Origin of the sequence: Flavobacterium psychrophilum (genome assembly GCA_001708385.1) — a bacterium.
Taxonomy (GTDB): domain Bacteria; phylum Bacteroidota; class Bacteroidia; order Flavobacteriales; family Flavobacteriaceae; genus Flavobacterium; species Flavobacterium psychrophilum_A.
The window spans coordinates 2,947,868-2,961,214 of the sequence record CP012388.1; the positions used below are offsets into that span (position 1 = coordinate 2,947,868).

9 protein-coding genes are annotated in these 13,347 nt (G+C 39.3%); 6 read left to right on the forward strand and 3 right to left on the reverse strand.

Annotation, left to right across the window (positions count from 1 at the left end; genetic code table 11):
* Window positions 1-255: 255 nt before the first annotated feature.
* A complete protein-coding gene (locus ALW18_12885; protein AOE53339.1) occupies window positions 256-5,799 on the reverse strand; it encodes a hypothetical protein in 5,544 nt (1,847 codons plus the stop codon).
* Window positions 5,800-6,128: 329 nt separating this feature from the next.
* Here ALW18_12885 and ALW18_12890 point away from each other — a divergent pair, with 329 nt between their 5' ends.
* A complete protein-coding gene (locus tag ALW18_12890) occupies window positions 6,129-6,902 on the forward strand; it encodes a PA-phosphatase (GenBank protein ID AOE53340.1) in 774 nt (257 codons plus the stop codon).
* 43 nt (window positions 6,903-6,945) lie between these two features.
* On the opposite strand, the gene ALW18_12895 is transcribed toward ALW18_12890, so the two are convergent.
* The gene (locus tag ALW18_12895) at window positions 6,946-7,815 is read right to left on the reverse strand and encodes a cupin (protein ID AOE53341.1); all 870 of its coding nucleotides are present in this window, start codon (window positions 7,813-7,815) and stop codon (window positions 6,946-6,948) included.
* 206 nt (window positions 7,816-8,021) lie between these two features.
* Window positions 8,022-8,180 (reverse strand): tropinone reductase, encoded by a 159-nt coding sequence (locus tag ALW18_12900; GenBank protein AOE53342.1) that lies wholly within the window; start codon window positions 8,178-8,180, stop codon window positions 8,022-8,024.
* Window positions 8,181-8,365: 185 nt separating this feature from the next.
* On the opposite strand from ALW18_12900, the gene ALW18_12905 reads away from it, so the two are divergent.
* The 5 genes from ALW18_12905 (at window position 8,366) to ALW18_12925 (ending at window position 13,342) form a co-directional block, all read left to right on the forward strand.
* Entirely contained in the window at window positions 8,366-9,709 is a 1,344-nt protein-coding gene (locus ALW18_12905) for a kynurenine 3-monooxygenase (protein ID AOE53343.1), read from the forward strand.
* A gap of 626 nt (window positions 9,710-10,335) precedes the next feature.
* Window positions 10,336-11,172 (forward strand): flagellar motor protein MotA, encoded by an 837-nt coding sequence (locus ALW18_12910; GenBank protein ID AOE53344.1) that lies wholly within the window; start codon window positions 10,336-10,338, stop codon window positions 11,170-11,172.
* Window positions 11,173-11,257: 85 nt separating this feature from the next.
* Window positions 11,258-11,908 (forward strand): biopolymer transporter ExbD, encoded by a 651-nt coding sequence (locus ALW18_12915; GenBank protein ID AOE53345.1) that lies wholly within the window; start codon window positions 11,258-11,260, stop codon window positions 11,906-11,908.
* Window positions 11,909-11,928: 20 nt separating this feature from the next.
* On the forward strand, window positions 11,929-12,486 hold the full coding sequence (locus ALW18_12920; GenBank protein ID AOE53346.1) for a biopolymer transporter ExbD: 558 nt from the start codon (window positions 11,929-11,931) through the stop codon (window positions 12,484-12,486).
* Between the two features lie 28 nt (window positions 12,487-12,514).
* Complete coding sequence (locus ALW18_12925; GenBank protein ID AOE53347.1) at window positions 12,515-13,342, forward strand: hypothetical protein; 828 nt, start codon at window positions 12,515-12,517, stop codon at window positions 13,340-13,342.
* Window positions 13,343-13,347 lie beyond the last annotated feature (5 nt).

A 13,347-nucleotide genomic window follows, 5' to 3' on the forward strand; every position in this document is an offset into this window, starting at 1 on the left:
GGTTTTATAAACTTAGCTAATTCATTATTACGTTAATCGTCAGAATTTTACAGTTTGTCGAATAAGAAAAATCTAACAATTTATAAATTTATTAACATGAATTTTTTAAAATAAGGGCTCGGTGTTGTATTTCTTTTATGCTTGTTAAAATAAAGCCTGAATTTGTTAATAAGCTTGTTAATATGTTAATATTGATGTATATAAAAAAAAGGCTGCCCTTAACGGGCAGCCTCAATCACCTAAAATTAAAATGTATTAGTGTTTAATAACTTTTACACTTGTAGAGGCACCTTCTGCATTTACCTGTAGGATGTATGTTCCTGCGGCAATATTTGAAAGATTAACCTGTACAGTATCGGTGTTTGCATTTTGCTCAATAATAGTCTGGCCAAGCAGGTTTACCACTGTTACTTTAGATATTGCACTACTGTTTGAAACAGTTATAACATCTTTAGTTGGGTTAGGATAAACAGAAAGGTTCTTAAATTTAAATGTATCCCTTCCTACAAGAGCACTAACAGTTATTTCTAAGTAGTCACTTTCACAAGTTGTAGTAGTCTGGGTTACATAATAGGTAGCGCCATCTTCTAAAACTGTATCTGTGTCGGCCAAAGTGTAAACATCATCTTGTAAAACATACCATTTAACAGTGGCTCCTGTAATAGTATCTATTGAAAGATCTGCAATAGTATTGCCTTGTTCAAATGTTTGTGTAGCAGACCCGGATGGTGCGTTAGGAACTTCGTTTATAGTTACTGTTACCTGTGTAGCTGTACTTGTGCAGTCGCCAACAGTTTGTGTAACATAATAAGTACCTGAAACAAGAACTGTGTTTTCTGAAATTGCAGCTCCGCCTTCGGTAGCAGACCACACAAGTGTAGCATCTTCTAATGCTGTAGCAGAAAGTTCTTCGGCTGTAGTTCCATCACAGAATGTTTGCGCATTTGCTGTTGGAGGTGCAACTGTATTGATTGTTACCTGAACTTCTGTAGCAGTACTTTCGCAAAGGTTAAGCGTTTGTGTAACATAATATGTTCCACTTTCAAGAGCAGTGTCCTGAGAAAGAACAGTACCGCCTAAGGTAGAGAACCATTTAACTGTTGCGCCTGTAGCGTTGATAGCTATAAGGTCTTCAACTGTTGCGCCAACACAATATGCTTGCGCTGAAGCTTGTGGAGCAGGTGTTGAGTTTACAATAACTGATACCGGTGTAGCAGTACTCACACAATCGTTAAGTGTTTGTGTAACATAATAAGTGCCTGTCTCAAGAAGCGTGTCTTCAGCCAGTTCAGCACCACCTTCTGTAGCAGACCATACAACTGTTGCGCCCGGTAATGTAGTTGCAGTAAGTTGCGCTGCAGTATCACCTATACAGAAAGATTGTGAAGAAGCCACCGGAGCAGCTGTACTGTTTACAACAACCGTTACAGGTGTCGCAGTACTTTCACATGTGTTTAATGTTTGCGTAACGTAGTATGTTCCTGATACTAATTCGGTAGTCGGTTCTAATGCGTCTCCGTCTTCTGTAGCCGACCATTTAAATGTAGCACCGGTTGCAATTGTAGCAGTTAGGTTTTCTACAGTTTCACCAGTACAAAACGTTTGCGTTGGAGTAGCAGCAGGTGCCGGAGTAGAGTTAATTGTAACAGCCACCGGAACAGAGGTGCTTACACATCCGTTAAGGGTTTGTTTTACAAAATATGTGCCTGAGGCAAGTGGGGTAGTGGCTTCTAATGCTGTTCCGTCTTGCGTTAAAGACCATGTAAATGTGCCACCTGTCACTCCCGATACGACAAGATTGTTTACAGTAGCGCCGATACAATAGGTTTGCTCAGTTGCTGTTGGAACAGGTGTAGTGTTTATCGTAACAGCTACAGATGTAGCATCACTTGTACATGTGCCAACTGTTTGTGTTACAAAATAGATTCCTTGTGTTACAACCGTAGTTGGTGTAATTGCAGGGCCATCTTCTGTAGCTGACCATGTAAATGTTGCGCCAGTAGCACCTGTAACGGTAAGATTAGTGAATGTTATACCTGTACAATGTGTTTGTGCCGTTGCAGTAGGAGCTGCAACTGTGGTAGTTGCCAAAGCTACAGATGTAGCCGGGCTTGTACAGTCTCCAACTGTTTGTGTTACAAAATAAGTACCCGTAGCAACAGCTGTTGCTGCCGGTATAGCTGCTCCGCCTTCAGTAGCAGACCATGTTAACGTTGCTCCGGTAACAGTTGTTACATCAAGCTCTGCAAATGTTGTATCCAGGCAAACTGTTTGTGCAGCTGCTGTAGGAGCAAGAACTGTGTTTACAGTCACTGCAACCGAAACCCTTGGGCCTTCGCAGGTATTTACTGTTTGTGAAACATAATACGTATTGCTGTTTACAGCAGCGGTAGCTGCCAGTGCAGTACCTCCGGTTTCTGCTGTATACCAGTTGAATGTTGCGCCTGTTGCGCCAGTAACGGTAAGATTTCCTACTGTAACCGGGCCACATTTTGTCTGAGCTGCTGCTGTTGGTGCTGCAGGGGCTAAACAGTCTGTTGTAAAGCTGTTGCTCACATAAGCAGAACTACAAACGCTGTTTATACCTTTTACTCTAAAATAATATGTTGTTGCCGGAGTTAAACCACTAAGCGCGTGAGTTGTCGTGGTAATCCCTGTGAAAGGGGAACCTGTAATTGGTGTAGTGTATGCTGCATCTGTGTATACTTCTAAAGTATAAGAAGTTGAAGCAGGTGCTGTAGCACTGTTGGTCCAGTTGATGGTTGCTGTCTGTACTGCCGATGTAGAAGTCGCAGCAGTTAAAGTTGGGCACTCATCGATTAGCTGCCCTGATATACCAAAGATATTAGGCACGGGCTCTAAAAGTCCTGTAGACGTTTTTTTGATTATTACTGAAGATACAAGTTTTGTCTGGTTTTCTGCTGTTACAGGAATTGTAACATAGAATACTTTTGAGTTGCCCGGATCTATACCGCCGGTTGTGTTTTCCCTGTTTGCACGGCCTATATTAGATATAAGTGCCGGTTGTGTGCCTGATGCACCTGCATACCAGTCTATAAGTGTAATGCTTGTTGCAGGCTGTACACTTCCATCCTGGAAGTTTATTTCAGCAGAGATTGTGGAGCCGCCGCTTCCTGAAGTAACAGAAAGGTAAACATTGCTTAGTTTTTGTGGCTGTACAAGAGTTAATGTACCTGTTTGATCCTGAGCAGGTAGTCTTAATGCATTATTTCCGGAATAATCAGCTAATAAAAATTTAAGGTCGGAAATTGCACCACTTGTTAATATTCTGTTGATAGGAAGGCCGATTGTAGCAACCGTTCCGCTAACATTTTCGTAATCACGTGCTATATAGCTGTTACTAACTGCATCTACTGCATTGGTTGTAGATACTCTTGCAATACCTGTTCCGTTAGCAATAACGTCGGCGTTATAACCGGTAACGCTAAGAGGTGAATAGCTGTTTCTTGTAGTGAAGCTTTCGGTAGCAGACCATGCGTCAGAAGAACAAAGGGCAGTTGAGCCTTTTACACGGTAGTAGTAAGTAGCGCCGTTAGTAAGTCCCGTTAATGCATGATTGTTTGTAGTAGACGGGTAAGAACCTAACAGGTTTGTTAGTGCAGCATCTTTGTATACTTCTACAGTATAGTTAGCTGGTGTACCGCCTGTACCAACAATAGTATGCCAGTTTAGTCTTGCAGAGTCATCTGTTATGTCACTAGCCCCGGCATTTTTTGCAGCTATTGCACAAGTTGTTGCATCTGCTGTTGCAGGGGTTCCATATTTCGGGCCGAAACACTCAATGCCATTTTCGTTATATGGATAAACAAAATAATAATAGTGTGTGTTAGGAGCTACAAATTCTGTAAATGTTGTAAGTGTAGCTGATACAGCAAGAATATCTCCACCGCCTAGTATGCCGCCTGCGGCATACTGTGCGCCTGTTGCCGGAGCTGCTGATAATGTTGGAGATGTACTTCTGATTAATACGTATCCTGTTGGTGCTGTTGCAGCCGGAGTTACTGTACCGGTTATATTTGATGTAGTTACACCGCTAAGAACCAATGTTGGAGCATCGGGTGTAGTACAATCTGCCGGCGGCGCAACTACTTGTAACGTATAATCTTCTGTTTCTCCGCTAAAGATATTACCGCAGGGAGTAAGGTTGTATGAAGTAGAAGTAGATCTTAATCTTAACCTGTAGCTGCCAATAGCTGTTCCGGCAGGTATAGTGATCACACCGGAGTATGTAGTGCCGCCTCCTATGTTTACAATAGTTTCGCCTGCATCATCAAAGTCAAGGTCGCCATTCCAGTCTACGTAAATAGCCATTTTGGTACTTGTGCTGCTTCGTGTGCCGTTAAAGTTGAAAGAAGTACCAGCCGGTTTTGATACAGAAAGGTTGCTGAAGTTTGTATAAGCGGCAGCTGGTGTTGCGCTATTTGAAATATTAGTATACCCGCCTGTTGTTGTAAAATTGGTGATGTTATTTGAAGTTGACGATGTTGTAGGTATGCAGTACGCAAGCCTAAGTGTTCCTGTAATGTAGTCAGAATCACATGTGCCGTTGTTGGCTTTAATTCTGTAATAGTACGGTGTGTCAATTGTAAGGCCTGTTACTTGTTGAGTTGGGGTTGTTAAACCTGTAAATGGTGAACCTGTAACATGAGTTGTGTAAGTTTCGTCTGTGTAAACTTCTACTGTATACGTAATCGTAGATCCGCCTGTACCGTTGGCACCAAGCACCCAGTTTAGAGTTCCCGAAGTTCCTGAGTTTGTTGTTGTACTAGCTGAAGCTATTGACGGACATGCACTTAGTAGCTTACCGGAAACTGCGAATATGTTAGGTATCTTAGATTCTATTGCGTTAGCTGTAGTTTTAGTAATTTTAATTGCGTTAACCAGTTTAGTCTGGTTTGCAAGTTCAATATTTAATGTTAACTGAAAAATTTTAAAATTACCTGAACCGGCAACACCTGTTGCTCTTTTTACCCTTCCAATTTGGGTAATTATAGCAGGAGAAGGTATTGGAGAAGTAGGAGCAGGATCATCCCAGTTTGTAGCGGGTAAACCTGTTACTGTTTGAAAAGTACCATCTGCAAATTGAATTTCTGCATCAATTGTAGAACCTCCGTCACCGGATGCAACTGCTAAATAAACATTGGTAAGTGCAGCAGGCTGGGTTAATGTTAATGTTCCTGAGTCATTTGAAGCAGATAGCCTTAAAGAATTATTCGCAGAATAATCCTGTAAGATGTATTTAAGCTCAGCCGAAGTAGGGCTTGTAAGGCTTCTGTTAACCGGTAAGCCATAAGCAGAATCACTGTCAGAGCTGTTAAGTTTGTAGTCTCTTGACAGATAAGCAAAGTCAGCACTTGCACTAGTGTTGCTATCTACAGAGTTTGTTGTTGAAGAAATAGCTCCTCCTGTTCCGTTTGCGATGACATCAAAATTAAACCCTGTTACATCAAGTGGTGTAAAGCTGATTTGAGCAACAAACGATCCTGATGAATAATCTGCACAGGCAGAATTATTTGATTTAATACGGAAATAGTAGGTTGTGCCAGCAACTAAACTGGTTAGGGCATAACTGTTTCCTGCAACTGTCGGGTAGGTGCCAAAAGCAGGGCCTGTAAATTCTGCGTCGGTGTACACTTCCAGGGTATACGTTGGTGCAGGCGATACTGCAACGGCATTCCAGTTGATCTTTGCAGATGTAGATGTAATGTTACTTACTCCAGCGATAGCAGGAGAACATTGAGACCATCCGTTAATACTACCAAGCAGGGCAAATGCCAATGCATACTTGGGCAGATAGGACAAATTTCTTTTTGGGAGCAAAATTTTGCTGAGCCAATCGAGTAATTTTACTTTCATAAAAATTGAATAAAAATGTTAATACAATAGGTGATGTATAAAAAATGTTATAAAAAAACTAAAGTAACTATAAAATTAACTTAAAATATGTTTAGTGGTTGGGTATGGTGAATTATCACAATATTCTCACAGAATGTTAATTAGTTAAACGTTTTAGTTTTGAGTATTACGAATTAGTTAAATTTTAAGACTTATATAATTTATTATATACTAGTACATTATTACCTTCTGAATAATGGAGAATGATATAAATGAAGCAAAGAATTATCCTCGTTTTCTCTATGTTTTCCCTTTTTACGGGTTTTGCGCAAGAGAAGATTATTTTTGGTAAAGACACACTTGTCAATCAATCTTTAGTTACCCAAAAAAGCTCTGTTTATAAACAACTTATCGTGCCTACAGTATTGATAGGATATGGTGTTGTCGGACTTGCTAATGATGGTATTAAAGATCTTAACCATACGGTTAGAAGCCGGGTGACGAAAGATGCAGATGGCGGTACTACAGTAGATGATTATTCCCGTTATGCTCCACTTGTTTCTGTTTATGCGTTAAATTTAATGGGACTAAAAGGTAAGCATAATTATAAGGATCTTACTGTAATAGTTGCAACATCACACCTTATAATGACAGGTTCTGTGATGGGTTTAAAGTCGCTGTCTAAGGTGGAAAGGCCTGACGGTAGTACTGATAATTCTTTTCCGTCGGGGCACACGGCGACAGCTTTTGTTGGGGCTGAAATTATGTGGCAGGAATATAAAGATGTCTCGGTATGGTATGGTGTAGCGGGATATGCTGTAGCTACCGGTACGGGATTACTGAGGATATATAACGACAGGCACTGGCTTACAGATGTGGCTACCGGAGCAGGTATTGGTATACTTAGTGCCAAGCTGGCTTACTGGCTACATCCATTTATACAAAAGCAATTGTTCGGTTCGTCGGAAGAAAAAAAGATAACGGCATTAGCGGCCCCTTTTTATAATGGACAACAAGGCGGACTCAGTGTTGTGTTACGATTTTAGATAAAAAGAAAGCCCGAAACATATTCTGTTTCGGGCTTTCTTTTTATTTAATGCCTATAGTGGCGTTGGTTCTGCGTATAGCTTCCTGATCTTTATAATCAAGCCATGCCTGACCTTTGCGTTTTCGCATCCAGTTGTCATAGTAGCGATTGAAAGCCACATTTGTTAATCCTTTTAAAAGGTTAGATGGTCTTCCTGCTAACGATCGTAAGCTTAATGAAAATCCTGGCGTCAGGTATTTCATGTAGTGCCACCATCCTTCGGGCATGTATAGCATTTCGCCATGCTGAAGATTGGTTATATAGGGTTTAACCTGTTTAAGTGCGGGGAATTTTTCAAAATCAGGATTGTCAAAATCGATGTCTTCATTGCAGATCCATGAATAGGGAAGGCGATACATGTATTTTGTTTCCTTGGGATCTACAAGTACGCATTGTTTTTTTCCTGCAAAATGAAAATGGAAGATGTTTGGAAAGTCAATATCGTAATGCATAAATACTTTCGCGTCTTCTCCTCCAAAAAACACCAATGGTAAACTTTTTAAAAGCCGAAGTCCCAGGTCGGGCCATTTCATGTCATCCTTCATAGAAGGGACATCTTTCATCAGGTTATACAAAAAGATACGAAGATCTGTAGGGCCCTTTTCAAGAATATCAATGTATTCGCCCATTGTCATTGTAAAATCGGGTTCGTTTACCTTTTTAGTGTAGTCTGTTTTTCGGCTATCGTAAAGCGGTACGGTTTTGTCTGATGCAACTTCTCTCAAAAAATCAAAGTTCCATTTGGTAAAGGCTGGCCAGTCTTCAATCTGGTTCGTAATTACCACGGGTTTTTGCGGCTTGTAGTAGTTTTCTATAAACTCCTTTTTGGTAAGCTTTTCAACCCTTTCTATTTCTATATATTCAAAGCTCATGATGTGATATGCTAATTAATATTCAGTCTGTGTTAAGACAATGTAAATGTACTAAAAAACCGAACCGTAGATATCGCGAAATAATGAAAATAAAAAGGCATGTTGATTTTTAAATTTTTAGGAATATAAGCAGGCTAAAAATACGAAACCCTCCAAATTGGAGGGTTTCGTATTTTTGCAAATTACTTAGGTGAAGTAGAGGTTTGTTATGGTCTTCTGCCCACAGCAAGCCTGTATAAAATACCAATAATTGCAAGTACTAATAATACGTGTATAAGGCTACCAACAGCTTCTCCGAAACCAAAGTACCCTACAAGCCATCCTATAATAAGGATTACTACGATTAACCAGACTAAATCTCTCATGATGTATATTTTTAAATAGTTAGTAGGTTAAAATTACTTCTTTGACGGGAGGTGTGTTAATTAATTAAGAATCCTTTAATAGCCAAACTTTTCTTAATAAAATATAAGTTCTAAATAATTGCTTAAAAAGGGTATTAGCTGTATTTTAATTAATTACTTTTGTTGCTGTTATAGAATAATTTGCAATGCAGACTCCTTTAAAAATTGCAATAGTAGGCTCCGGTTTGGTAGGCTCGCTATTAGCAATATACCTTAAGAGGGCAGGCCATACAGTTCATGTATACGACCGTAGCCCTGATATTCGAACCATTCAGTTTTCAGGACGATCTATTAATCTGGCCATGTCTAACCGTGGTTGGCGCGCACTGGACGATTTAGGCCTGGGCGAAGAGATTCGTAAAATTGCTATTCCTTTAGATAAAAGAGCTATTCATCTTGTTGGGCAACCGCTTAGTTACCAGAATTATGGTAATGAAGGGGAGTGTATTTATTCAATTTCCCGTGGTGTGCTAAACAGGCAGATGGTTACAATGGCAGAGTCTGAAGGTGTGGAGTTTTTCTTTGAAAGCCGTGTCTGGGATGTTACGCTTGCAGATGCAACATTGCATACCGGTGAGACCGAAAAAGGAGCCTGGGATGATTTGGAATACGATATGGTTTTTGGTGCCGATGGTGCGTTTTCAAGAATACGCCACAGAATGCAGCGCCAAAACATGTTTAACTACTCACAGGACTTTTTAAACACAGGATATAAAGAGCTGAATATTCCGGCGAATGCCGATGGAACGCATAAACTGGATAAAAACTCATTTCATATTTGGCCGCGACATGACTTTATGCTTATCGCAATGCCTAATCTTGACGGAAGTTTTACCTGTACTCTGTTCATGCCGTTTGAAGGGGAGAATTCTTTTGAATCTTTAAAGGATACCGAAACCCTAAAAGCTTTTTTTGCGAAAAATTTCCCATCTACTATAGAAGTGATACCAAATCTCGTGGAAGATTTCTTTAGAAATCCTACAAGTACCTTGGTTACAATGAAGTGTTACCCGTGGACGTATGAAGATAAGGTGGCGCTTATTGGTGATGCTGCGCATGCTATTGTTCCTTTTTATGGTCACGGTATGAATGCCGGTTTTGAAGATGTAACGATATTGAACCAGATGATGCATCAATATGGCGACGACTGGAAGACTATATTTAAGGAGTACGAAAAAAGTCGCAAGCCAAATGCAGATGCAATAGCAGAACTTTCGTACCGTAATTTTATGGAAATGAGGTCTAAAACGGCTGACGCTAATTTTCATCTCCAAAAGAAGATTGAAAAACGCTTCTCTGAAAAATATCCTGACAAATGGCTTCCTTTATATAGTAGGGTAACTTTTAGTTTTAGGCCCTATGCAGAAGCCCTTGCTATCGGGGATCGCCAAAAAGCGATTATGGATGAAGTAATGAAGCTGGAAGGTATAGAACAAAAATGGGATACTCAGGAAGTGGATGACAGAATTATTGAACTATTGGCAGAATAATTAGAATCATATGTTAATATATAGGTGTCGGGCTTTTGTCCGGCATTTTATTTTTAGTATATTTATATAAGGTAATCAATTCGGTTGAATTTGTTGCGCGCGCTGTGTTAATCTGGCTGGATGTATTAGCGAAGGCAGGAAAATGTCCGATGAGTATTACACCAAATGGGTAAATAATAATGAGCTATTGTTGCCATATGGTTAAATTGACTTTTTCCCTGCTCTAAAACGTTTTTATTTGGTGGTGTTACGTCAAAAATTTTATGTTTGGAGTGAGTTGTTTTTATAAATTCTCTTTAAATACAGACAATCAGATAATTTACAATGCCTGCACAATAAATGATAATGATTTGTGTTATTTGTATAGAATACGTCTTTAATTCAATTATTTAATAATTAATATTAGTTTTAAAGTAATTAAAATAGATAAAGTGTAGGAAATTTATTTAAGCTAAAGGTTCACTTAAGTTTATGTTTGCAATAAATTATTGTTAAGAATTGATAAAAAAAACCAATTTATTTTTTTTTATGGCTTAATGATATAAATTTGCCAATCTTATACAAAGAAAATTTTAACAATAAGAAACTATTATTAAAAAATCAGAAAACTAAAATTTTAAAAAAAAATGGCAAACGCATCTATTCAGAAGGTTGAGAAAAAGGAAGGATCAGGATCTAACATTTTCGCTGGTTTAGCGATGGTACTATGTATAGTGGTAGGAATCCTTGTATGGAAATTTATAATGGGAGCTCCTTCGAATTTCCAGGATAACAATCCAGACGGACATCCACTACCGGGTAACTATCTTGCGATGGTTTACAAAGGTGGATATGTTGTACCAGTACTTATGGGTCTGTTCTTAATGTCGGTTGTGTTTTCAATCGAGCGTTTCTTTGTTATTGGCAAAGCAGCAGGAAAAGGAAATGTTGAATCTTTCTTAAGAAAAGTTCAGTCTCAAATCAGTGCAGGTAACATTAACGAAGCTCTTGCTGAGTGTGACAAACAACAAGGTACAGTTGCTAACGTTGTTAAAGCTGGTTTATTAAAATACGAAGAAGTTAAAAGAGAAGGTTTTGACAGCGAAAGAGCTGAAGCTGCTATCCAGCAGGAAATTGAGCAGGCTACTTCATTAGAAATGCCAATGCTTGAGAAAAACCTTGTAATTATCTCTACACTAGTATCTGTTGGTACGCTAATGGGTCTATTAGGAACGGTAACAGGTATGATCAAGGCGTTCTCTGCTCTAGGTGCAGGTTCTACTCCGGATTCATCTCAGCTTGCAAACGGTATCTCTGAGGCGCTTATCAACACTGCTACAGGTATTGGTACTTCTGCGCTTTCAATTATCGCTTACAACATCTTTACGTCTAAAATTGACAAACTTACTTACTCTATCGATGAGGCTGGATTTACAATTGTACAAACGTACAGAAGATTCAGATCTCGTGCTAACCAGGCATAATCAATAGAAAAGTATAACAAATATTGTGGGATTGAAAGTGTACTAATGTGCACTTTCAATATCCATAAGCTAATAAAAATCAATAATGGCTAAAGTAAAAATATCAAAGAAGAGTACTAGGATAGACATGACCGCGATGTGCGACGTGGCGTTCCTTCTGCTATCTTTCTTTATTATGACAGCTACTGCAAAACAGCCAGAGCCAAAACCGGTAGATACACCGGCTTCTACAGTAATTGATAAGTTACCGGATGAAGGCGTGGCAGTAATCACAGTAGGTGAAAAACAAGCATTTCTTACCATTCCGGGTGCAGATGTTAGAAGAAAGACGCTTGAGCGTATTTCTGCGAAATATAATGTAGCCTTTACAGAAGATGAGTATAAAACTTTTGCTTCTATGGAAGGTTTTGGTGTGCCGCTTAATGAACTTAAAGGTCTTTTAAAACTGGAAGCTGCTAAAAGAAATGAAGCAGGTGTACAGAAAGGTATTCCTTATGATTCTATCAATAACCAATTAGGTGACTGGATAAAATTCACTAGGGAAGCTGAGAAAGAAAAACTTGATGAGGAAATTGCTGCGGGTAAAGAGGGTGTAGTATATAAAGATCTTGACGTTGCTATTAAAGGCGATGCTAAAGAAGACTACCCGACTATCAAAAGGATTATTGATATCCTTCAGGAGCAAAAGAAAAACAGGTTCTTCTTAGTAACCGGTTTAAGAGATGAAAACTTTTAATTTTATAAACACACTATAAAATGGCAGAATTAAATACTGGCGACGGCGGTGGCAAGAAAGGCAAAGTAAGAAGTAAAAAATCGAATCCCGGAGTCGACTTAACTGCGATGGTGGATTTGGCTTTCCTTCTTATTACATTCTTTATGCTTACCACTACGTTAGCTAAGCCGCAGTCAATGCCGCTTGCTATGCCGGATAAAAATAAAGATAATCCTGAGCCAACTAAGATTCCTGAAGAAAGACTTTTGACGGTTCTTATTGGCAAGGATAATAAATTAATGTGGTACCGAGGTAAGTTTGAAACTCCTGTTGAAGCACCTACCGAAGCTCAATTTGGTAAAGATGGTATTCGTAAAGATTTACTTAAGCAAATTGAATTAGGTAAAGCTATCGCAAAAAGAGATGGTGGTAAAGAAGGAGATGGACTTATTGTGAACATTAAAGCAAGCGATAAAGCAAGTTATAAAAATCTTGTAGATATGCTTGACGAGATGGCAATCACGCATCCTCAGCTTTATGCTATAGGTGATATTACACCGGGAGAAATTGACCTGTTAACCAAATCGGGTTTATACTAGACCTGGTAGCTACTTAAAAAATAATATTATGTCAAAACTGAATATATTTAATAAGTCTTGGGTTGATATGGTTTTCGAAGGCCGTAACAAAACGTACGGTGCTTACCAGCTTCGTACAGAAAATCCAAAGACTACCGTAAAGGCGCTTATTATAGGAGCTGTATTGTTTACAGCGCTTATTGCTACGCCAAAAGCGGTTGAGTATTTTAGTGGTCTTACTGAGACTGCTGAAGAAGATCAAACGGACAAGATCATTGAGGTGATCGATCTTCCGCCACCACCGGAAGAGGCTCCACTACCTCCGCCTCCACCACCGGTAGAACAGCAACAGGCTCCTAAGTCTATTGTTGAAGAGGTAAAGCTTAAGCCGCTTGTAGCTGCTAAGAAAGAAGAGGTTCCAGAAGATCCTCCTAAAACTGAACAGTTTAAAGAAGCTGACCCAAGTTCAAGAAATGCTGAAGCAAGCCCAACTGGTGATATCAATATTGGTAAACCATCAGGAGATCTTGATAAAGGTGTTGAAGCACCGGATAACGGTATCTATAATTCTGCAGGTCTTCAGGTTCAGCCTGAATTCCCCGGAGGTATGGCTGCTTTTTACAAGTATGTTAACAACAACTTCAGAATCCCTGAAATTGACCAGAATATGACGGCTAAGATCTATGTATCTTTCGTTGTTGAAAAAGATGGCTCATTAACAGCTATCAAAGTATTAAGGGATCCGGGTTACGGATTAGGTAAAGAAGCTGAGCGTGTACTTAAATCACTTAAAATTAAGTGGTCTCCAGGTATACAAAACGGTAAACCTGTTAGGGCTTCATATAACCTTCCTATTACTATTAACATTAAGTCATAAGGAAA